Genomic DNA, 20,907 nt, shown 5'->3' on the forward strand with positions numbered 1-20,907 from the left:
CCTGAATCATGAACCCGATCGAACTCTCGTTTGAATTCTTTCCGCCCAAGACGGCGGAAGGCGTCGACAAGCTGCGTGCGACCCGCGCGCAGCTGATGCCGCTCAAGCCGAAATTCGTCTCCGTGACGTTCGGCGCGGGCGGCTCGACGCAGCAGGGCACGCTCGACACCGTGATCGACATGCAGCGGGACGGCCTCGTGGCCGCGCCGCACCTGTCGTGCATCGGCTCGTCGAAGGACAGCCTGCGGGCGATTCTCGATCAGTACCGCTCGCACGGCATCCGTCACGTGGTCGCACTGCGCGGCGACCTGCCGTCGGGCATGGGCGAGGTGGGCGAGCTGCGCTATGCGTCCGAACTCGTCAGTTTCATCCGCGCCGAGCATGGCGACTGGTTCCGGATCGAGGTGGCCGCGTATCCGGAATACCATCCGCAAGCCCGTTCGCCGAAGCAGGATCTCGAGAATTTCGCGCGCAAGGTGAAGGCCGGCGCGAATTCGGCGATCACCCAGTACTTCTTCAACGCGGACGCCTATTTCCGCTTCGTCGACGACGTGCGCAAGCTCGGCGTCGACGTGCCGATCGTACCGGGCATCATGCCGATCACGAACTTCTCGCAGCTGATGCGCTTCTCGGAGATGTGCGGCGCGGAAGTGCCGCGCTGGGTCGCGCGCCGGCTCGAAAGCTTCGGCGACGATCGCGATGCGATCCGCGCGTTCGGCGCGGACGTCGTCACGGGGCTGTGCCAGCGGCTGCTCGATGCGGGCGTGTCGGGCCTGCATTTCTACACGCTGAACAACGCGGCCGCCACCAGGACGGTCTGCGAGCGCCTGGGGCTCTAGCGCCGGGCGCGCCGGGCCGGTGCGGGTCGCGCCGGTGCGGGCGGTCACTGAAGAGGCGAGCCTGGCTCGCCTCTTTTTTTATCGGCGGCGCTCAGCGCTGCGCCGGCGCGAGCGGGGGCCGCTTGTCGAACCAGGGCCGGGCCTGTTCGAACTGACGCGCGAGCCGCAGCAGCAGCGCGTCGTCGCCGTGGCGTGCGACGAACTGCGCGCCCACCGGCAGCCCGCGCGCGGTCCAGTACAGCGGCACCGACATCGCCGGCTGGCCGGTCAGGTTGAACAGCTCGGTGCAGCCCGCCCATTCGAACGCGCGCGTCGACGACTGCGCGAGCATCCGCTTGAGGAGCGGCCGGATCGGCAGCACGCCGAGGAGCCGCAGCTGGAAGGTTTCGAACGGCGTCGGACACATCGCGCCGATCTTGATCGGCGGCGCGGCCAGCGACGCGCACAGCACCACGTCGTAGCGCGCGCACGCGCTCGCGACCGCGACGGTGATCTGTTTCTGCAGTTCCAGCATGTCCGGCAGCCGCGCGCGCGCGAGCCGGCGGCCGACCTCGGCCATCGCCCAGGAGGCCGGCTCGAATTCGCTGCGGCGCGGCGCGCGCCCCGTCACCTGCTGCGCGCCGAGCACCGCTTCCTCGGCGACGGTCGCCCACAGCGTCAGGAAGACCTCCGCCGCCTGCGCGAAATCGATCCGCAGCGCGGCCGGCTCGACATGATGGCCGAGCGACGCGGCGAGCGCGGCGGCGTCGTCGAGCGCCGCGCGCACGTCGGGCGACAGCGCCGCCGCGAACATCGGCTCGGTGACGAGGCCGATCCGCAGCGGCCCGGGCGCGGCGTCGAGCGCGCCGAGGAAGCTGTCCGCGGCGCCGGGGAGGCGGCCGGTCGTGAGGTCGAGCAGCAGCGCGCTGTCGCGCACGCTGCGCGAGACCGCATGTTCGACCACCAGCTCGCCCGTGATCGGCAGCGGCGCGAGCGCGGGGTGTCGCGACGGCTTGAGGCCGAACAGCCCGCAGCACGACGCGGGGATCCGGATCGAGCCGCCGCCGTCCGATCCGTGCGCGAGCGGGACGATGCCGGCCGCGACCGCCGCCGCCGCGCCGCCGCTCGATCCGCCGGGCGTATGGTCGAGACTCCACGGATTGCGGCACGGGCCGAACAGCGCCGGCTCGGTATACGGCATCTGGCCGAATTCCGAGGTGTTGGTCTTGCCGAAGATATTGAGGCCGGCCGCGCGGCTGCGCGCGATCAGCGGCGAATCGGCGGACGGGATGAAGTAGCGGTAGTGGCGGCTGCCCATCGACAGCGGCAGGCCGGCCACCGCCGAACCGAGGTCCTTGACGAGGTAGGGCACGCCCGCGAGCGGCCCGTCGAGCGCGCCGGCCCGGGTCGCGCGCTCGCGCGCCGCTTCGTAGTCGCGCAGCACGATCGCGTTGAGCGCCGGATTGAGCGCTTCGGCGCGGCCGATCGCCGCGTCGAGCAGCTCGCGCGCGCTGGCCTTGCGCTGCGCGACCAGCTCCGCGAGCCCGATCGCGTCGTGCGCCAGATAGTCGGGATCCACCGTCGGTCACCCCCGTTGTGACGATTGGCGAGCGCCGCGCGCCGGCCGTGCGGCCGGCGCGCGGCCGGCTTACAGATGCTCGGCGAGGAAGCTCAGCGTGCGGCCGTGCGCGAGCGCGGCGGCGCGCTGGTGGTAGGAGGCGCGGTCGGTGCAGTTGAAGCCGTGTTCGGCGTCCGGGTACAGGTGGAAGGCCGCGTTCGCGCGGCCGGCGAACGCCTGCCGCACCTGGTCGACCGCCTCGGGCGGAATGCCGTGGTCGTGGCCCGCGTAGTGGAACACGATCGGCTGGGCGACCTTGCCGGCGACGTCGAGATGGTTCTGGATGCCGCCGCCGTAGTAGGCGACGGCCGCGTCGACCGAACCGGCCGCGGCGGCCAGATAGACGAGCCGGCCGCCGAAGCAGTAGCCGATCGCGGCGAGCTTGCCGTCGACCTCGGGCCGCGCGCGCAGCGCGGCGGCCGCCGCGCCGAGATCGGCCACCGCGAGGCCGACGTCGGTCTTCTGCAGTAGTTCGATGCCCTTGTCACGGTCCGCGCCGTCGTAGGTCAGTTCGACGCGCGGCTGGGTGCGCCAGAACACGTCCGGCGCGAGCGCGACATAGCCGTCCGCCGCGTACTGGTCCGCGACCGCGCGGATATGGCTGTTGACGCCGAAGATTTCCTGGACGATGAGGACGGCGGGCCCCTTGCCGCGTTTCGGCAGCGCAAGGTAGCCACCGAAGCTGTCGCCGCCGGTGGGGATGTCGATCCATTGGGAAGCCATGCAGATCTCCTGGCAGGCGGAGCCGGTCGGCTCCGAGATTGAGTGAAAAAGGCGCGCGTCAGTGTGCCATCAATCGGGCGCGGTTGCAGTCGACGCACGGGGCCCGCGCCGCGCGACGCCGGCCGGGCGGATCTGGATCCGTTTCGAATGCCGCATCGCCTCCGTTTCAGGCGTCGCGATCACGCATGCCTCGACTTGTCCGCCGGCCATGCCGTTCGCCGCGCGGGCGGCGACGGCGAGCGTGATTCGCGCCGCGATGGCGCGGCGTCGGACGCCGGCACGCTCGGCTGCCAGGGCGGCGCGTCGTGCCGATGGACCTGTTCGCGGTCGAGGCGGGGGCCGCGCGCGGTCAGGCTGTTCGCGTTGCCCGAGAGGACGCCCGGCGACGCGACCGTGCAGCGCGCCTGTTGCGATCGATCCGCTGCGCGCGGTTGTCGGCTTGCCACCCGGCGCGCCGCTCGACACGCCACGCGGTTCGCGCGGTTCGTGCTCGGCGTGCTCGCGCGCGAACGAGGGCGACGACCGGTCGCTGCGGATCGGATGGAGCATGACGCTCGGCCGGCGACGCGGCGCGGCGCGCTCGAGTGCTGCGTTCGCCGACACGGCGGCCGGCGAATGGCGAGACGCGCTCGGGGCGGCATGTTCGTTCGAGCGGCGCGCGACGCCGCTTGCAGCCGTTGGGGATGGCTGAATTATTTCAGCGCGAAGCGCTTGATTCGAAACATTAACGGTGGGCAATTCTTATATTAATGTCGCCTTTCATTTCGTATCCTAATCAGCGGAAACCCTTATCCAACGCAGGTTTCCGGCAATCTTTGCTGCGCCGCCATTGGTACTGGTCCCAGTTTCTTAAAAAAAATCCTGGAATTAATTTGATCACCTACACTTTCGCGCAAGTACGAGGGACGCCGGTCCGGCGGCCCGCGTGCTTGTGGCCAAGTGCATGAGTGATGCATCCGGCGCGCGTCAGTAACAGGCCCATGCGATGACGTGGGCGGCGGGGCACTGGCGACGACGTTTTCTGGGACCGAAACTGGAGACTTACATGACTATTAAGATGCCGAAGTTGTTGCCGATGGGTGCGGCAGCCATGCTGTTGGCCGCGGCCGCCACCAACGCGACGGCCGACCAGGTCGTCAAGATCGGCCACGTCGCGCCGCTGACGGGCGGGATTGCCCACCTGGGCAAGGACAATGAAAACGGCGCGCGCCTCGCCATCGAGGAAATCAACGCGAAGGGCCTGACGATCGGCGGCGAGAAGATCACGCTCCAGCTCGACGCGCAGGACGACGCGGCCGACCCGCGCACGGCCACGCAGGTCGCGCAGAAGCTGGTCGACGACAAGGTCGTCGCGGTGGTCGGCCACCTGAACTCCGGCACCTCGATCCCGGCATCGAAGATCTACAGCGACGCTGGCATCGTGCAGATCTCGCCGTCGGCGACCAACCCGGCCTATACGCAGCAAGGGTTCAAGACCACCTACCGCGTGGTGGCGACCGACGCGCAGCAGGGGCCGGCACTCGCGAACTACGCCCAGTCGAAGGGCATCAAGAGCGTGGCCGTGGTCGACGATTCGACCGCCTACGGCCAGGGTCTCGCCAACGAGTTCGAGAAGAAGGCGAAGGCGCTCGGGCTCAAGGTGATGTCGCACGATGCGACCAACGACAAGGCGGTCGACTTCCGCGCGATTTTGACCAAGATCAAGGGTGAGAATCCGGACGCGATCATGTACGGCGGCATGGATGCGACGGGCGGGCCGTTCGCGAAGCAGGCGAAGCAACTGGGCCTGCGCGCGAAGATCCTCGCGGGCGACGGCGTGTGCACCGAGCAGCTGTCCGATCTCGCGGGCGACGCGGCCGACAACGTGGTGTGCTCGCAGGCGGGCGCGGCGCTCGAGAAGATGCCGGGTGGTGCGGCGTTCCAGAACAAGTACCAGAAGCGTTTCGGCCAGCCGATCCAGATCTACTCGCCGTTCACCTATGACGCGGTCTACATCGTCGTCGACGCGATGAAGCGCGCGAACTCGGTCGATCCGGCGAAGATCCTGGCGGTGATGCCGGCCACGGACTACAAAGGCGTGATCGGCGAGACGGTGTTCGATGCGAAGGGCGATCTGAAGCACGGCATCATTTCGCTCTATGACTACAAGGGCGGCAAGAAGACGTTCCTCGACCAGGTGAAGATGTAATACCGGCGGCGACTCGCGAGGGAACGGGCGCGCATGCGGCAACGCATGCGCGCTTTGTTTTGGCGGCGCCGTTCAGATTCAGATCTTGAGGCGGCTGAGCACCTTGGGCGCGGCGACCGCGACGAGCGCCGCGCACAACGCGACGACCGACAGGCCGACAGGCAGGCTGGCCATCTGTGTGACCGCGCCGATCACGACCGGGCCGAACATCAGGCCGAAGTACGCGAGCCCCGCGACATGCGCGAGCCCTTCGGCCGCGTGGATGCCGGGCACGCGCGCGGCGGCGGCGAACAGCACCGGCATCATGTTCGCGAGGCCGAGCCCCATCAGCGCGAAACCGGTGAGCGTGGCGACCGCGTTGGGCAGCAAGAGCGCGCCGATCATCCCGGCGCAGGCGAGCGCGGCGCTCGCGAACACGAGCTGCGGCGCGCCGAAGCGGGCGCGGATCGCGTCGCCGCCGAAGCGCGCGGCGGCCATGCCGCCCGAGAACGCCGCATAGGCGGCGCTCGACAGCGCGGGCGTCGCGCCCACGATGTCGCGCATATAGACCGTCGCCCAGTCGTACATCGCGCCTTCGGCGATCAGCGCGACGAGTGCGATCGCGCCCAGCATCCACAGCGCGGGCGAGCGCCAGCGGCTCGCGTCGGCGTGGCCGTGCGCGGCGTCGGTGTGCGGCACGTGCGGCAGCACGGCGGGACAGGCGACGAGCAGGACCCCTGCGCTGACGAGCGCGGCGAGCGCGAGATGGACGGCGGGCGGCATGCCGGCTGACAGCAGCGCCCCGCCCGCGGCCGCGCCGGCCAGGCCGCCGATGCTGAACATGCCGTGCAGGGTGGAAATGATCGGCCGTCCGACCGCGATCTCGACCGCGCTGGCTTCGGCATTCATCGCCACGTCGAGCGTCGCCATCGAGAAACCGAACAGCGCCAGCAGCGCGAGCAGCAGCGGATAGGTGGGCACCACCAGGATCAGCGCCGCGCAGGCCGACATCGCGAGGCCGCCCGCGAGGCACGCGGTGCGGTTGCCGACGCGGGCGATCCAGCGCGCGTTGGTGGTCATCGCGACGATCGAGCCGGTCGCGACCGCGAGCAGCGCGTAGGACAGCAGCGCGGGGCTCAACGAGAAGCGGTCGCGCACGGTGGGCACGTGCACGCCCCACGAGGCGTACATCATGCCCGCGACGAAGAACAGGGCCATCGTCGCGTTGCGGGCGCGCAGGCGGGCGGGCATGGGAAGGCGGCGGTGAGCGGCGGGCGGGGCCGGCAGCTCGGAGGAAGCGGGATCGGACACAGGGAAGCTCGACGAAAAACGTGCGCTCGGGGCCGGCTGGCGGAGCGCTTGATGGAACCAGCGCCCGATTCTAGCGGAGCAGGGTGACGGGCGCTTGCGCACGGCCGCGAAGCGGGCGATGCTTTTCGCGATCGGTGGAGCGCCCGATGCCGGGGTGATCGCGCCAAGTTTCCGTCCCATGCAAGGATCTCACTTGAACATACCCGCCGCCCTGCCGCTTCATCTATTGCATCGCAACCTGCTCGGCACGCTCGCGACCCGGATGCGCGCACCCGAGGGCTATCCGTTTCCGACCGTCGTGCCGTACGCGCTCGACGCGCGGCACCGGCCGGTGATTCTCGTGAGCGGGCTCGCCGAGCACACCCGCAACCTCGATGACGATCCGTGCGCGGGGTTCCTCGTCGTGGACGGCCTCGGCACGGGCGCGAAGGCGCCGGGCGAGGTGCTGGAGGCGGCGCGCGCGACGCTGGTCGGGCGTTTCGAACGGGTCGACGACGACTCCTATCTGCGCGCGCGCTACCTGCGCTATCACCCGGACGCCGCGCGCTACGTCGCGCTCGGTGATTTCTCGTTCCGGGCGCTGGCGAGCGAGCGGATTCGCTATATCGGCGGGTTCGGCCGGATGGGCTGGGTCGAGGCGACGGCGCTCGACCCGCTCGCGCCGCTGTCGTTCGACGAGGAGCAGGCGCTATGGGCCTGCGCGGACGCGCTGCCGTCGCGGCGCGCGGACCTTGCCCTGCTGGGCGTGGATCGCCACGGCGCCGACTGGCGCTGCGGCGGGCGTCTGCTGCGCACGCCCTTCGATGCGCCGCAAGCGAGCGGCGCGGCGCTCGAAGCGGCGCTTCAAAATGTCGCAGTCACGAATTTTCACGCGTTCGATGCGGATCGCTAATTGATGGAGTGGGCGCGCATTGATTCTGCATTAACAAGATAAGACATCATGCCGGGATGCGGATCGCCACGAACCTTTCGTTTGATGAAAACTTTGATTTGCTTTTTACAAAGCAGTTGCGCGGCTTGAAAACTTAAAATGTGCACCGAATACCCCTAATGTTCGATCCTGGTAAGCGATAATTGAATACGCTGCCGGCGCTGGTCAAATTGAACAATCAAAACACAAATAACAACATTTATTTTCAGCCCGATCCGATTCCCGTCATTCTTTTCTGTGCTAACCTCTGTCCTCATTATCCGAGGCATCAATACATGTTAAATGGCGAACCGGCTCAAGACCGGCGTCGTTTGGTCAGATAAAAGGGAATTTATGTCTTCTTACAAGGACCTTCTCGCTCAGCGCGAGAAGCTGGAGAAGCAGATCGAAGAGGCGAAGTCGCGCGAATACGCGGAAGTGCTCAATGACGTGAAGCAGAAGATTGCCGATTATGGCTTTTCGCTCGTGGAACTGGGTCTGGGCCGCGGCAAGGCAGGCAAGGCGGGTCGTCCGCGTGCGGGCGTCGCTGCCAAGTATCGCGACCCGGAGAGCGGCGCAACCTGGTCGGGTCGCGGCAAGCCGCCCCGCTGGATCGCCGGCAAGAACCGCGAGCAATTCGCGATCTAAGCTTCTCGGGCATCGTCCGCCGCAAGGCGCGCAAGGGCTACGCCCCCCACGGGGTGCGTGGCCTTTTGTCTTTTCAGGCCGTGTCGCATCCGCCGAAACGCCGCGCGCCGATGCTGCCGGATTCGAAATGAAAATGCGTAGCATTTTCATAAGCGATTGATTTTACTGGTTTTTTCTTGTTGGCGACATACTCGCCGGCCGGCCGACTTGATAGAATCCCGGATATCAGCCAGCTAAATCCGGTATTTCATGTCCACATTTCCGAAAGACGATCCGAGTACCGAAAAGCAGGTCGTCGCCCGCAACAGCACATTCGTCAGCATCGTCGTGAATGTGGTGTTGTCCGCGTTGCAGATCGCAGTCGGCGTAATTGCACATTCTCAGGCCTTGATTGCCGACGGGGTCCACTCCTTATCCGATTTGGTCTCCGATTTCGTGGTCTTGATCGCGAACCGGCATAGCGGAGCCAAGCCGGATGCCGACCATAATTACGGTCATAGCCGCTATGAAACCGTCGCCGCGCTGTTTCTCGGCGCGATTCTGATTGCGGTCGGGGTCGGCATGCTGTGGCGCGCGGCGGAACGGATCGTCCATCTCGACGATATTCCGGCCGTGCATGCCAGTGCACTCGTCGTGGCGGTTATCGTACTGGTATCGAAAGAGGCGCTGTTTCGTTATATGTTGCGAGAAGCCCGGCGCGTGCGATCGGCCATGCTGGTCGCGAATGCCTGGCATGCGCGCTCCGACGCCGCGTCGTCGCTGGTGGTCGCGATCGGCATCATCGGCAGCCTGGCCGGCGTGAAGCTGCTCGATCCGATCGCCGCGGCGCTCGTCGGCTTCATGGTGGCGCGGATGGGCTGGACCTTCGGCTGGGATGCGCTGCAGGATCTGTCGGACCGCGCGCTCGACGACGACGCGGTCGCCGAGATCCGCGCACTGCTGGCCGCCACGCCCGGCGTGCGCGACGTGCACGACCTGCGCACCCGCAAGATGGGCGACCAGGCGCTCGTCGACGCCCATATCCTGGTCGATCCGCGGATCTCCGTGTCCGAGGGGCATTTCATCGCCGAATCGGCGCGCCTGCGCGCGCTGGGCGATTCGCGCGTCCTCGACGCGCTGATTCACGTCGATCCGGAAAACGATGCCGCGCGGCGCCCGGCGCTGGCTCTGCCGCTGCGCGCGCAGGTCACGGCGCAACTGGAAGCGGCGCTCGCGGACGCCGGTCTGCGGGCGCGGACGGTGAATCTGCACTACCTGAGCAGTGGCCTCGAGATCGACGTGGCGCTGGCGGCCGAGGCGAGGGCGACGCCGGGCGGCACCGATCCGGTCGCGCAGCTCGACCTCGACGCGCTGCGCCGGCGGCTCGGCGCGCGCCGGATCGGCATCACGCGTGCGCTGGCCGACGCCCCGCAGCCGGTCGCGGCGACGGGGCGGGCCTGACGCGCCGCGCGCCGCTCAGAGCGGCAGCTGCGTGTCGAACTTGATCTCGCGCAGCACGACGCTGGTGCGGACCTGCGAGACTGCGGGGATCTTGAAGATGCGCTCGTGCAGGAACACGTCGTAGGCCTTGATGTCGGGCGCGACGATCTTGAGGATGTAGTCGGCCTCGCCCGTCGTGCTGTAGCACTCGGTCACCTCCGGGCAGGTCGCGATCTCGCGTTCGAACTGCTCGACGCCGCCCTCGTTGTGGCGGGTCAGGTGGACATGCGCGAGCGCGCACACATGCAGGCCGAGTTTCTCGCGGTCGAGCAGGGCGGTGTAGCGCTGGATCACGCCGGACTGTTCCATGTCTTTGATGCGGCGCCAACAGGGCGTGCTGGAGAGCCCGACCTGATCGGAGATCTCCTGCACGGAACGGCGCGCGTCGAGCTGCAACAGGCGAAGGATTTTTTGCGAAAAGGTATCGAGAGTCACCTGTGCCTCCGGGGGCAGGTACACCATTTCTCAATGGTAGAGGCCGGAGAAAGGAAAGGCAACAAAGTGCGCGGAATGCGAGCAGTATTCGCTAACTCGCCGATTAATCCGTGGCATTTTGTGCTGCCTCGTCCGTTGCGATCCAGCGCGCCTGCTGGGCGCGCAGATCGGCCAGCATGTTGCAGAACAGCGCCCCCTGTTCGATCGCGTCGTCGAGCGCCACATGGGTATGCGGATGCTCGTCGAACCAGTGGCGCGGAAAGCGCGGCTTGATCGCTTTCCGGTACGGCAGGCCCGTCATCGCGAAGGCCAGCGTCTTGATGTCGAGCGCCGACCACGAGAACGGGCAGCGCCCGGCGAAGCGCATCATGTACCAGAACATGAAGGTGAAATCGAAACCCGCGGGCATCGCGACGAACACCGGCTTGCCGGGCAGCGCCTCGACCCACTCGACGTAGGCGACGAGCGCGGCCTCCGGCTGCTGCAGATCCTTGCGGCAGGCCGCCCAGGCTTCGGGCTGGGTTTTCCACCAGGCCTCCTGCACCGGATGCGCGGTGGCGCCGGGCAGGGTGTGCAGGTTCGCGGAGAAGGTGGCGATCAGCTGCTTGTCCTCGGTGTAGGCCGCGGACGCGAAGCTCAGCATCGAGTGCGGGCCGGGAATCGGACCATCCGCCTCGACGTCGGTGCTCACATAGATCTCGGCGCTCATCCCGCCACCCCATCCGCGACGAACGGATTCGTGCGGCGCTCGTCGCCGAAGGTCGACACCGGGCCGTGGCCCGGCACGAAGGTGACATCGTCGCCGAGCGGCCAGAGCTTGGTGCGGATCGCGCTGATCAGGTCCGCGTGGTTGCCGCGCGGGAAATCGGTGCGGCCGATCGAGCCCGCGAACAGCACGTCGCCGACGATCGCGAGCCGGTGCGCGCGGCTGAAGAACACCACGTGGCCGGGCGTGTGGCCGGGGCAGTGATAAACCTCGAGCGTTTCGTCGCCGAACGTGACGGTATCGCCGTCGTTGAGCCAGCGATCGGGCTCGAAGGTGTCGGCGGCCGGGAACCCGAAGCGCTCGCTCTGCGCGGGCAGCTTCTCGATCCAGAAGCGCTCCTCCTCCTGCGGGCCCTCGATGCGCACGCCATAGTGCGTCGCGAGCGTCTTCGCGCCCGCGCAGTGATCGATGTGGCCATGCGTGAGCAGCACCTTCTCGACTTGCACGTTCTGTCGCGCGACCTCTTGCTGGATCACGTCGAGATCGCCGCCCGGGTCGACGACCGCGGCGCGGCCCGTCGCTTCGCAGACGAGCAGCGAGCAGTTCTGCTGAAACGGCGTGACGGGGATGAGCGTGACTTTCATGGCATCGGCAACGGCTGAAAACCTCGATTGTACTGGTCGCGCGCGTGGCCCGTTCGCCTGTCGCCACGGCTTGCACCCGTGCAAATGAATCACATGTCGATTGTTACAGTCATAGTGAGAATCAATGAGCGCGCCGGGCCGTTTTTGAGTCGTTGCTTTTCGTTTATGTATAATGCGGCCCATTGTGCGTGGAAGCCACGCTATCAGTGGGCGTTCAGTCACCATAAATGGTGCAACAACGCCGTCAATGCAAGAGCCGCCGGGGTGACCGGCGGTGCATCTCGGTACCGATTCGTTCGGTGCTCACGTCTTGTCCGGCCGGGCGCTGCGCGCCCGCTGCGGCCTTGCTGCCGCGCCGTCGGATGAGGCCTATGCCGCCGTTCCTGTGCGTTGGAGTTTGCGACGCGCGCGAACAGGAAACCCTGTTCGATGGCGGCATATGGGGTCTGGTCAGGCTGCCGGGGACAGGTTGCGCCAGACGTGAAAGCTAATCAGGACGGTCGCGGCAGCACCTCAGCCGCACCAGTGCAAGCGCCTGCTCGACGCCGAGCGGGGCGTGCGCGCATATCCGTCCGGACCGTTCATGGCAGCTCACGGTCCGCACTCATAGGCGACACGTCGATGAATTTTCGATTACCGAGGCATCTCGGGACACTGGCGGTTTTTTTCGCGCTGACAGGTTGCGCGGTGCCACCCAGCAATGCTCCGGAACAAGCCAGCGCGAAGAAAGATGCGCTGCGCACCGCGTCTGACACAGGCGTGGGCACGACACTGAATTTCGACACGGCGCTGGCCTCGATGCCCGCCGCCGGAACGTCGGACGCCGCGCGCGCGTCGCTCGCCGACGCCAAGCCGATCGATGCGGCCGATGTGTCCGATTTCCGGCAGACCGGCAAGGCCTCGTGGTACGGCAAGGCATTCCATGGCCGCCGCACCGCGAACGGCGAGCGCTTCAACATGAACGCGCTGACCGCCGCGCACCGGACCTTGCCGCTCGCGTCGTACATCCGCGTGACGAACCAGTCGAACGGCAAGTCGGTGGTGGTGAAGGTCAACGATCGCGGCCCGTTCGCGCGCGGCCGGGTGCTCGACCTGTCGTACGCGGCGGCGAAGATGATCGGCCTCGTGCATTCGGGCACGGGGCGCGTGAAGATCCAGGGGCTGTCGCCGCAGGAAGCGCAGATCGCGCGCGACGAGATGCTCGCGTCGGTTTCCGCGTCCGTCTCCAAGTAAGGGACGCGCCGCGCTTCACCATCCATCAGGGCCGCCTCGCGCGGCCCTGATGCTTTTCAGCCGCGCCGTTTCGGCGCGAAGCTCGATCTCAGGCGTCCTTCAGCGTCAGCGCACGCGCATACAGCGTGTTGCGCGACGCGCCTGTCAGCGCCGCGGCCAGCCTGGCCGCGCTCTTCACCGGCACCTCTTCCAGCAGCAGCTTCAGCAGATCGTCGTGGGCCGCCGGGTCGTCGCCTTCCTCCGCCTGCGGCGCGCCCTCTACCACCAGCACGAACTCGCCGCGCGCGCGGTTCGCATCCGTGGCGAGCCAGCCCGGCCCTTCGGCCAGGGTGCCCTGGAACAGATCCTCGTGTAACTTCGTCAGCTCGCGTGCGACCAGCAGGCGGCGTGCGCCGCCAAGCCCGTCGGCGAGCGCGGCGAGGGTCTCCGCGATGCGATGCGGCGCTTCATAGAACACCAGCGCATACGGGTGCCCCTTCAGTTGCTGAAGGGCGGCGGCGCGCTGTTTCGGCTTCGGCGGCAGGAAACCCGCGAACGTGAACGCGCCGGCCCAGTCGCCGGCGACGCTGAGCGCCGTGGCGGCCGCGTTGGGGCCGGGCAGCGGGATCACCGGGAGTTGCGCGGCGCGCACCGCGTCGACGAGCTTCGCGCCCGGATCCGAGATGCCCGGCGTGCCCGCGTCGGAGACATACGCGATGCGTTCGCCGGCGCGCAGCAGTTCGATCAGCTTGAGCGCGGCCTCGCGTTCGTTGTGCTCGTGCACCGCGACGAGCGGCTTCGAGATGCCGTAGCGGGTGAGCAGCTGGCCGGTGTTGCGGGTGTCCTCGGCGGCGATGCGGTCGACAAGCCCGAGCACGTGGAGCGCGCGCAGCGTGATGTCGGCGGTGTTGCCGATCGGAGTGGCGACGACGTAAAGCGCGCCGGCCGGATAGTGCTGCGCTTGGGCGAGTTCGAGGAGAGCGGTCATGACACGGAAAGCGCGGGAGCGCGGCGCGGGCGGAACAAGCACCGCATTGTGCCACGCCGGCGCGGCCGCGGAGGCCGACAACTGTCGGGCGGCGGCCGGGTCCAGGCGCGTCGGCGCCGCGTTCGAGCAACGCGCGCGCCGCTTCCTGGAGCGCGAGCGGCTCGTGTTCGTGGCGGCCAACGTGACGGTGCGCGGCGGCGAGATCGATCTCGTGATGCGCGACCGCGACGGTACGCTCGTGTTCGTCGAGGTGCGGGCGCGCGCGAGCGGACGATACGGCGGGGCGGCGGCCAGCATCGGCATGCGCAAGCGGCGCCGCATCCTGCTGGCCGCGCAGACGATCTGGGCGCGCGCGGGCGGCGACAGCGCGTGCCGCTTCGATGTGGTCGCATTCGAGGCGGGGCGGCTCGTGTGGTTGCGCGATGCATTTCGGGCCGACGACCTTGGCTAGGCCTCGCCGAGGTTGTGTCGAGTTGTAAAGAGATCCGGCAAACGGCCGGGAGAGGCGCGCGGAGTACGGTAAACTCGCGGCACTCACGATGCCGCGCGAAACGGATCGCGCGTAGTACCCGATAGGAATCGATGTCAGTCGAACGTATACAACAACACATCCGCGACAGCGCGGCGCTCACGCTTGAAGCGCTGGATGCGCTGTCCCTGCCGATCGCGGCGGCCGTCGACGCGATGTTCATGGCCCTCGCGAACGGCAACAAGATCATCGCCTGCGGCGACGGCCCCTCGTCGGCGGCCGCCGCACGGCTCGCGGGCGCGCTGCTGGGCGGCTTCGAGCGCGAGCGCCCGAGCCTGCCCGGGCTCGCGCTCGCCACCGATGCGAGCCAGGCCGGCGGCGACGCCGTGCAGTTGTTCGCGCAACAAGTGCGCGCCTTCGGCCAGATGGGCGACGTGCTGGTGGTGTTGGACCCGCTGGGCGAATCGGCGCGCGTGCTGGCCGCCGTGGACGAAGCCCGCGAGCGGGAAATGACGATCGTCGCGCTGACCGGCAACGGCGGCGGCCCGCTGGGCGGCGCGCTGACCGATGCCGATATTCACATCTGCGTGCCGTCCAAGCGGGCGATACGTATTCAGGAAGTCCATCTGCTGACCATCCACTGCCTGTGCGACGGCATCGACGCGATGCTGCTGGGCGAGGATTGAATCGAAGGAGAGCTGTCGATGAGTACAAGCCGCGTCAGATTGACGCTAATGCGGACCACGCTCGTGGTGGGCCTGACGGCCGGCCTGGCCGCCACCTTGCAGGGCTGCGTGCTGGCCGCCGTGGGAGCGGCGGCGGGCGGCGGCGCACTGGTTGCGACCGACCGGCGCACGCTGGGTGCGCAGACCGAGGACCGCGAGATCCAGGTCAAGGCGCTGAGCCAGATCAGCAGCGGCCTGCCGGATCAGTCGCATGTGAACGTGACGGTGTTCAACCGGCGCGTGCTGCTGACGGGCGAGGTGCCGAGCGATGCGGCGAAGCAGCGCGCCGAGGAAATCGTGCGAGGCATCAACAACGTCAATGCGATCGTGAACGAACTGGTGGCGGCCGCGCCGAGCACGCTGTCGTCGCGGGCGAACGACTCCTACCTCGAAGGGCGGGTGAAGACCGCGCTGATCGGCGAGAAGGGGATTTCGGCGAACAACTTCAAGGTCGTGTGCGAGCGCGGGAATGTTTACCTGCTGGGGCTCGTGACGGCGGATGAAGGCAGCCGGGGCGCCGATGCGGCGAGCCGGGTGTCGGGCGTCGAGAAGGTCGTGAAGGTGTTCCAGTACATCAAGCCGCAGGATGCGCAGGCGCTGACGGCCGCGGCGCCGGCCAGCGGCGCGTCGGCGGCCTCGGCGGCCGCGCCGGCGTCGGATGGCGCGACGGTGGGGACGGTGCCGGATTCGGCGGTGACGTCGACGCCGCTGCAGGCGCCCGCGCCAATCTCGAATTCGAGCAGCGTGCATCCGGGCAATCCGAAGACGGGGAATCCATGAAGGTGAAGGTGTGGGGCAAGGCGGGGGCGATGGCAGGGCTTCTCGCGGTGGCGCTGGGCGGCGCGGCGGTCGCGCGCGCCGATGTCGGCGACGGGCTCAAGGTCGCGCGCAGCAATGCCTGCATGGGCTGCCATGCTGTCGACCGGAAGCTGGTCGGCCCGTCGTTCAAGGAGATCGCCGTGCGGTACAAGGGCGATGCGCAGGCCGTGCCGAAGCTCGTGAAGAAGGTGAAGGACGGCGGCTCCGGGGTGTGGGGAGCGATTCCGATGCCCGCGCATCCGCGCATGAGCGACGCCGATGCGAAGGCCGTGGTGGAGTGGGTTTTGGCCGGCGCGCCGGTGAAATGATCTGGCTCAACCGCCCTCGCTGACTAGGGGCGGAGGGTTATTGCCAAGCGCCGAAAAAGGTGTGTATGATGGTTGGCTGTTGGGGCGGTAGCTCAGCTGGGAGAGCGTCGCGTTCGCAATGCGAAGGTCGTGAGTTCGATCCTCATCCGCTCCACCAACGAATTCAAAAGGGCTTAGCCGATTGGCTAGGCCCTTTTTCTTTGGCTGATCGATTCACGCGCTCATTTTGCGCCGTCGCACCTTGGCCGGAACGCGTGTTGCCACCGCTATTGCCATCGGGTCTTCGGTTCGATCCTGCACTTCTGCCGGTGTCTCGTCGCACACCGTGCGTTCACCTTCCAAGCAGCGATTCGCGGACACCTGTCGACCAGGGTATCGCGCAGCGCTGCACCGGACTCCATCCCATGAAAACCATCGTTCGAGCAGTGCCGCGCGACGCCGGGCGAGATCTTCATGCACAGGGACGCACCTTGCCGCCCGCCCCAGGTTATCCCCCCACCCCTGTGGATTCCCCATGAATAACCCACGCACTTTCCTGTGGAGGGATTCTTGACAACCCCGCCGCGCACAGCCGAACGAGAAAGTTGTTCAAGGCTTATGCCGGATGTTCACGCGCGGTCCGAAGGGTTTGAGATTTCCTAGCGGGTTGACCTACCTTACATTTTTGGGATTATCCACAGCTTCGCAGGGTGCTTGTTAACTAAACCTATGTATACATATACATAAGGAAAAACCCTGGGGACAACACCGGATCGCAGCCTGCCCAACCTCTGTGCGCCGTCGCGATTCGTGGCTCAGCCGGTTCGCCACGGATAAGCGGCGAGCAGCCGGAGCATCAGCAGCAGCATGGCAACGCCCACGGCGCCATCGAGCTTTCGCCAGGTGCCCCGGCTACGCAGCAATGGCGCGGTCACCTTCGCGCCCAGCGTAAGCAACCCGAACCACACCACCGACGCCGCCATCGCCCCGCCTGCGAACAGAACCTTGGCCACCCCCGCGTGAATCGTACTGAACGCTCCCACCACCAGCACCGTATCGAACCACGCATAAGGCGTGAGCAGCGCATGCGACAGCGCCTGCTTCACCACCTGCCATCGCGAATCGAGCGCGGTCTCATGCGCCAGTTCGTCGAGTCCGTCCTCGAACCCGACATAAGCCGACCGAAACGCATGGAAACTGAAATACAAAAGATACCCGCTGGTGAGCATCATCCCGGTGACATGCAAGCGGTGACCCCCTGCGAACGCGGCCCCGAGCCCGATCACGCCCAGCGTGATCAGCAGCGCATCCACGGCGGCTCCGATGGCCATGAGCATCGGCGCATGACGCCCATCGAGGCTGTTCCGGATCGTGAACGTATCCTTGGGCCCGAGTGCGATCAGCAGGCCCAATCCCAGCAGGAAGCCTTCGGCGAATGAAAGATATGGCACGTCAGTTCCGTTGGACGTGAAAACCAGCGCACGGCGCGCCGTGCCGGAACCGGGTGTTCGCGGCGGCGCCTCGGGCCGGAGGGGAGGGTCGCCAGTGGAAACGGCAACGCTTCTTGTTCTTCGAACAGCACGACAGGCGTCCAACCGGGGGCGCCGAACCCCCACGCCGATCAGGTGATACCGGACCGATCGCCAACGCCACCATCACGCGTTGACGGAGACGCTCGCCCGCCGGCGAGCGCCGACCTCATCAGATCGCGCAGCGCGCGATATGGAAACGCAGTTCCGGCTCTTCGGGATCGCCGCTGCCGCTGCGCGGCCGATAGACGCCAATCGTGGTGCCGGTCGCGCCGATCGGCGCGAGCGTGACCATCCAGTCGGAATCGGGCGACGACGGGCCGACCAGCAGCGTGGTCGAGTCGCTGCGGTCCGTGACCCGCGCCTGCGGCACGCGGTCGACGATGCATTGCTCGACCGCGGACGCCGGACGGGCCGACGACACATAGATCAGCGGCGCGTTGCCACCGCCGGGCACGCCGCCCACGGTGTCGTTGCTCGGGGAGCCGGCGCAGCCGGCCATCACGGTGACCGCGCCGGCGAGCAGGCAGCGGGCGAACATCTCGGTGGATTTCATGGATCGATTCAACTCTCATACGGCGAAGCGGCCGGCTGACCGGCGGCGCTTCGATTCGACAAGGACGGGATACGGCTTTCGGCCCTACCGCGCATCGCAAAGGGGCCCGCGCCGCGCGGGATCGAGGGGCTTGCGCCCAGCTGTCTCGCAGCCTAGCAAGCCACTTGCGACGATGGTGTTAGAAATTGTACGTCGCGCGTTGTGCGGCGAGAGGAAGAATTCCACTCCGCATGCGTCCATGCCGACGATCGCTCCGATCCTGAAGAATCCGAATTAAGGTGAAAGAAGCGCGCGCGGCATGACGTGCGAGCCGGGTCGCCTGCCCAAGCCCGTCAATTCCTTCGAAAATGGGCGGCGGTTCGCGCGTTCCACGTCGAGCTGTGTCGAGAAGCCGGGTCCGAGGTGTGAATTTGTATGCGATTTTGTCCGCGGATATGTCGGGACAGCACGCGTTTTTCCCCGCAAACCCGCGGATGAATCGACGAAACAGGCAACAAAACCTGACGCGCGGCATTCTCGAAATATCCTGCGATCCGAATCGAATGACGCGGCTATCCCCTTGATGTTCAACGTGAAGTTCCGAGGCTCGACCGACCCGCAGCAAGCCTGTCAACCCACCGTGATTTCGAGGCGTTATAGAACCGGTGCGTGAGTGCCTGCACTGAAAAGATTCCTTACGTTTTGTTGCAGGACAGGCGGGGGACTTCGGCAATACTGGCACCCGGTGCAGTTGAAAAGCATCGTTTCTTATCGGGCACTACCGTTCAGACATTCAAGGAAACAACAATGAAGAAGATCATCGCTTCGCTGGCTACCGCTGCTGTCGCACTCGCATCGGCTTCCGTGTTCGCACAAGACGCAGCACCGGCCGCCGCGTCGGCGCCGGCAGCTGCTTCGGCAGTCAAGCATGACAAGAGCAAGCCGAAGCACACGATGAAGCAACACGGTACGACGAAGGGCAAGGCGAAGGCCGCTGCCGCGTCGGACGCCGGCACGAACGACAAGGGCGCAGCGCAGTAAGCGCGCACCCTGCGGCTGCCCAGGCGGCCGCCACGGTTTGACCGAGCGAACCCCGCAAGCCCTGGCTTGCGGGGTTTGTTTTTTCAGCCGCGCGTCAACGTGCGACGGGCGTCGCCGATACGCTGTCCATCAGCGCGCGCATGCGCTGCCAGTGCGAGCCTTCCCAGAATACGCGCCGGCACACATCGCAGGTCGCGAAGCGCGCATGCCGCTGCAGCACGCCGGGCGGCGCGCGGCCGATCGCATCGGCGGCGGGAAGCGGCCGCAGCGGTGCGTTGCAGGTCAGGCACAGCCGGAACGGCCGCGCGCTGCGCGCGAGATCGAGCCGCGCGAACAGCGCGCGCAGCTGCGTTTCCGGTTTCAGCTCGCGGACGTAGCAGCCATGCGTGATCGCGCGCCGCTTCAATAGTTCACGGTCGCGGGTGAGCACGATGCGCGCGTCGCGCGCGGCGATCGTTTCGATCAGCGCGTCGGGGTAGCGATTGTCGTAGAGGGTGTCGAAGCCCGCGAGGCGCAGCAACTGGGCGAGGCCGCCGAGGTGCGCGTCGGCGATGAAGTGCGTGACGCGCAACGGCGTCGCGCGCACGCGCAGCAGCGGCGCGATGTCGAAGGTCTCGAAAGTCGGGTAGACGGCCACGCGGTCGCCGTCCGCGAGCATGCGTTCGAAGGGCGCCGATTCGCCGTTGACGAGGATCAGTTCCACCTCGGTATGCGGCACGCCGAGCGTTTCGATCACGTGCTTGACGGTGGCGGCGTTCACGCACGCATGGTCGAACGCGTGGCCGCGCAGCGGCCGCGCGAGGAAATCGTTCAGTTCCTCATAGAAGCGGAAAGTCACGGTGGCCATGCGATCAGTATGGCACCGGATCCGGTTCCGCGGGGTCGGCCCGCGGGGCGTCGCCTGCAGACGTCGCGCGGCTGTGCTTTACTCCGAGCTTCTCTTTCTTCCACACGGAGCGATCGATGGAGATCGGATTCATCGGCCTGGGCGAGATGGGGGCCGCGATCGCGGCCAATTTGCTGAGAGCGGGGCACCGGGTGCGCGTCTGGAATCGTTCGCCGGAACGGCTCGCGGCGCTCGTCGAGCACGGGGCGCAGCCGCTTGCGTCGCCGGCGGAGGCGCTGACGGGCGATGCGCTGTTCTCGATGCTGGCGGACGATGCTGCGGTGCGGGAAGTGTTCGACGCCGCGCTGCTCGACCAAGCGCCGCGCGGCCTGATCCACGTGAACATGGCGACGGTGTCCGTCGCGCTCGCCGAGTCGTTCGCGCATGCGCATGCCGAACGCGGGCTGAACTACGTCGCCGCGCCGGTGCTGGGCCGCCCGCACGTGGCGTCGGCCGGCCAGCTGACGATCATCGCGGCGGGGCCGGCGGAGGCGATCGACCGCGTGCAGCCGGCCTTCGATGCGGTCGGCCAGAAGACCTGGCGGCTCGGTTCGCTGCCGCAGCATGCGAATGCCGTGAAGATCGCGGCGAACATGACGATCGCGGCGGCGATCGAGACGATGGGCGAGGCGGGCGCGCTGCTTGCCGCGCACGGCGTCTCGATGAACGATTACCTCGACGTGATCACGCACAGCGTGCTTCCGGGGCCGATCTACCAGGGCTACGGCACGATGATCGCCGAGTCGCGCTACGAGCCCGCGTTCTTCAAGGCGCGGCTCGGCCTGAAGGACGTGCGGCTCGCGCTCGCGGCGGGCGACGCGGCGGCGGTGCCGCTGCCGGTCGTGAGCGTGGTGCGCGACAGCCTGCTCGAAGCGGTCGCGCATGGCGACGGCGACAAGGATTTCGCGGTGCTCGGGCAGGTGGCGGCGCGCCGCGCGGGCCGTTGATCGTGCGGGT

The 20,907-nt window shown here is 67.3% G+C and carries 23 protein-coding genes and 1 tRNA gene; 13 read left to right on the top strand and 11 right to left on the bottom strand.

Translation table 11 applies throughout. The features are described 5' to 3' along the window. Window positions 1-8 precede the first annotated feature (8 nt). Window positions 9-839, top strand: coding sequence for a methylenetetrahydrofolate reductase [NAD(P)H] (gene metF / locus Bsp3421_RS30875; protein WP_274000583.1), 831 nt, complete (start codon window positions 9-11; stop codon window positions 837-839). Between the two features lie 91 nt (window positions 840-930). Here metF and Bsp3421_RS30880 read toward each other — a convergent pair whose 3' ends face one another. From Bsp3421_RS30880 to Bsp3421_RS30890, 3 genes are all read right to left on the bottom strand, one after another. After that, window positions 931-2,397 (bottom strand): amidase, encoded by a 1,467-nt coding sequence (locus Bsp3421_RS30880; protein ID WP_274000585.1) that lies wholly within the window; start codon window positions 2,395-2,397, stop codon window positions 931-933. 69 nt (window positions 2,398-2,466) lie between these two features. Continuing rightward, window positions 2,467-3,159 (bottom strand): dienelactone hydrolase family protein, encoded by a 693-nt coding sequence (locus Bsp3421_RS30885; protein WP_274000586.1) that lies wholly within the window; start codon window positions 3,157-3,159, stop codon window positions 2,467-2,469. 69 nt (window positions 3,160-3,228) lie between these two features. After that, on the bottom strand, window positions 3,229-3,708 hold the full coding sequence (locus Bsp3421_RS30890) for a hypothetical protein (RefSeq protein WP_274000587.1): 480 nt from the start codon (window positions 3,706-3,708) through the stop codon (window positions 3,229-3,231). Window positions 3,709-4,204: 496 nt separating this feature from the next. On the opposite strand from Bsp3421_RS30890, the gene Bsp3421_RS30895 reads away from it, so the two are divergent. Then, complete coding sequence (locus Bsp3421_RS30895; RefSeq protein WP_274000588.1) at window positions 4,205-5,347, top strand: branched-chain amino acid ABC transporter substrate-binding protein; 1,143 nt, start codon at window positions 4,205-4,207, stop codon at window positions 5,345-5,347. Window positions 5,348-5,425: 78 nt separating this feature from the next. Here Bsp3421_RS30895 and Bsp3421_RS30900 read toward each other — a convergent pair whose 3' ends face one another. Further along, window positions 5,426-6,577, bottom strand: a complete 1,152-nt coding sequence (locus tag Bsp3421_RS30900; protein ID WP_274004416.1) for an MFS transporter — start codon at window positions 6,575-6,577, stop codon at window positions 5,426-5,428. Window positions 6,578-6,830: 253 nt separating this feature from the next. Here Bsp3421_RS30900 and Bsp3421_RS30905 point away from each other — a divergent pair, with 253 nt between their 5' ends. The 3 genes from Bsp3421_RS30905 (at window position 6,831) to Bsp3421_RS30915 (ending at window position 9,635) form a co-directional block, all read left to right on the top strand. Then, on the top strand, window positions 6,831-7,529 hold the full coding sequence (locus Bsp3421_RS30905; RefSeq protein WP_274000589.1) for a HugZ family pyridoxamine 5'-phosphate oxidase: 699 nt from the start codon (window positions 6,831-6,833) through the stop codon (window positions 7,527-7,529). Window positions 7,530-7,901: 372 nt separating this feature from the next. Beyond that, window positions 7,902-8,195: an H-NS histone family protein gene (locus Bsp3421_RS30910; protein ID WP_274004418.1), complete on the top strand. Its 294-nt coding sequence runs from the start codon at window positions 7,902-7,904 to the stop codon at window positions 8,193-8,195. A 249-nt stretch (window positions 8,196-8,444) separates the two neighbouring features. Beyond that, window positions 8,445-9,635 carry a cation diffusion facilitator family transporter gene (locus tag Bsp3421_RS30915; protein WP_274000590.1) on the top strand — a complete coding sequence of 397 codons (1,191 nt, stop codon included), beginning with the start codon at window positions 8,445-8,447 and terminating at the stop codon, window positions 9,633-9,635. A 15-nt stretch (window positions 9,636-9,650) separates the two neighbouring features. Here the strand turns inward: Bsp3421_RS30915 and Bsp3421_RS30920 are convergent, their stop codons facing one another. The 3 genes from Bsp3421_RS30920 to Bsp3421_RS30930 all read right to left on the bottom strand — a co-directional run bounded on the left by Bsp3421_RS30920 (window position 9,651) and on the right by Bsp3421_RS30930 (window position 11,459). After that, complete coding sequence (locus Bsp3421_RS30920; protein WP_252981918.1) at window positions 9,651-10,109, bottom strand: Lrp/AsnC family transcriptional regulator; 459 nt, start codon at window positions 10,107-10,109, stop codon at window positions 9,651-9,653. Window positions 10,110-10,212: 103 nt separating this feature from the next. Then, the gene (locus Bsp3421_RS30925) at window positions 10,213-10,818 is read right to left on the bottom strand and encodes an exonuclease (RefSeq protein ID WP_274000591.1); all 606 of its coding nucleotides are present in this window, start codon (window positions 10,816-10,818) and stop codon (window positions 10,213-10,215) included. Beyond that, window positions 10,815-11,459, bottom strand: a complete 645-nt coding sequence (locus Bsp3421_RS30930) for an MBL fold metallo-hydrolase (RefSeq protein ID WP_274000593.1) — start codon at window positions 11,457-11,459, stop codon at window positions 10,815-10,817. Before Bsp3421_RS30930 ends, Bsp3421_RS30925 begins: the two co-directional genes overlap by 4 nt. A gap of 621 nt (window positions 11,460-12,080) precedes the next feature. Between Bsp3421_RS30930 and Bsp3421_RS30935 the strand changes: the two genes are divergently transcribed. Further along, a complete protein-coding gene (locus Bsp3421_RS30935) occupies window positions 12,081-12,692 on the top strand; it encodes a septal ring lytic transglycosylase RlpA family protein (protein WP_274000594.1) in 612 nt (203 codons plus the stop codon). Window positions 12,693-12,780: 88 nt separating this feature from the next. Here the strand turns inward: Bsp3421_RS30935 and rsmI are convergent, their stop codons facing one another. Continuing rightward, window positions 12,781-13,659, bottom strand: a complete 879-nt coding sequence (gene rsmI, locus Bsp3421_RS30940; protein ID WP_274000595.1) for a 16S rRNA (cytidine(1402)-2'-O)-methyltransferase — start codon at window positions 13,657-13,659, stop codon at window positions 12,781-12,783. Between rsmI and Bsp3421_RS30945 the strand changes: the two genes are divergently transcribed. The 5 genes from Bsp3421_RS30945 to Bsp3421_RS30965 all read left to right on the top strand — a co-directional run bounded on the left by Bsp3421_RS30945 (window position 13,658) and on the right by Bsp3421_RS30965 (window position 16,137). Next, window positions 13,658-14,110 carry a YraN family protein gene (locus Bsp3421_RS30945; RefSeq protein WP_274000596.1) on the top strand — a complete coding sequence of 151 codons (453 nt, stop codon included), beginning with the start codon at window positions 13,658-13,660 and terminating at the stop codon, window positions 14,108-14,110. The genes rsmI and Bsp3421_RS30945 overlap by 2 nt on opposite strands. Before the next feature lie 131 nt (window positions 14,111-14,241). After that, window positions 14,242-14,814: an SIS domain-containing protein gene (locus tag Bsp3421_RS30950; RefSeq protein WP_274000597.1), complete on the top strand. Its 573-nt coding sequence runs from the start codon at window positions 14,242-14,244 to the stop codon at window positions 14,812-14,814. A gap of 18 nt (window positions 14,815-14,832) precedes the next feature. Continuing rightward, window positions 14,833-15,633 carry a BON domain-containing protein gene (locus Bsp3421_RS30955; protein WP_274000599.1) on the top strand — a complete coding sequence of 267 codons (801 nt, stop codon included), beginning with the start codon at window positions 14,833-14,835 and terminating at the stop codon, window positions 15,631-15,633. 29 nt (window positions 15,634-15,662) lie between these two features. After that, complete coding sequence (locus tag Bsp3421_RS30960) at window positions 15,663-15,980, top strand: c-type cytochrome (protein WP_274004420.1); 318 nt, start codon at window positions 15,663-15,665, stop codon at window positions 15,978-15,980. An 81-nt stretch (window positions 15,981-16,061) separates the two neighbouring features. Then, window positions 16,062-16,137 (top strand) — tRNA-Ala (locus Bsp3421_RS30965). A gap of 637 nt (window positions 16,138-16,774) precedes the next feature. Here the strand turns inward: Bsp3421_RS30965 and Bsp3421_RS30970 are convergent. Then, window positions 16,775-17,410, bottom strand: coding sequence for a LysE/ArgO family amino acid transporter (locus Bsp3421_RS30970; RefSeq protein ID WP_274000600.1), 636 nt, complete (start codon window positions 17,408-17,410; stop codon window positions 16,775-16,777). A 250-nt stretch (window positions 17,411-17,660) separates the two neighbouring features. Beyond that, window positions 17,661-18,044, bottom strand: a complete 384-nt coding sequence (locus tag Bsp3421_RS30975; protein WP_274000601.1) for a hypothetical protein — start codon at window positions 18,042-18,044, stop codon at window positions 17,661-17,663. 786 nt (window positions 18,045-18,830) lie between these two features. Here Bsp3421_RS30975 and Bsp3421_RS30980 point away from each other — a divergent pair. Then, window positions 18,831-19,064, top strand: a complete 234-nt coding sequence (locus tag Bsp3421_RS30980; RefSeq protein ID WP_274000602.1) for a hypothetical protein — start codon at window positions 18,831-18,833, stop codon at window positions 19,062-19,064. A gap of 94 nt (window positions 19,065-19,158) precedes the next feature. Here Bsp3421_RS30980 and Bsp3421_RS30985 read toward each other — a convergent pair whose 3' ends face one another. Next, window positions 19,159-19,911: a Mut7-C RNAse domain-containing protein gene (locus Bsp3421_RS30985; RefSeq protein WP_274000603.1), complete on the bottom strand. Its 753-nt coding sequence runs from the start codon at window positions 19,909-19,911 to the stop codon at window positions 19,159-19,161. 116 nt (window positions 19,912-20,027) lie between these two features. Between Bsp3421_RS30985 and Bsp3421_RS30990 the strand changes: the two genes are divergently transcribed. Further along, entirely contained in the window at window positions 20,028-20,897 is an 870-nt protein-coding gene (locus Bsp3421_RS30990; RefSeq protein WP_274000604.1) for an NAD(P)-dependent oxidoreductase, read from the top strand. Window positions 20,898-20,907 lie beyond the last annotated feature (10 nt).

The organism is Burkholderia sp. FERM BP-3421, assembly GCF_028657905.1.
Taxonomy (GTDB): domain Bacteria; phylum Pseudomonadota; class Gammaproteobacteria; order Burkholderiales; family Burkholderiaceae; genus Burkholderia.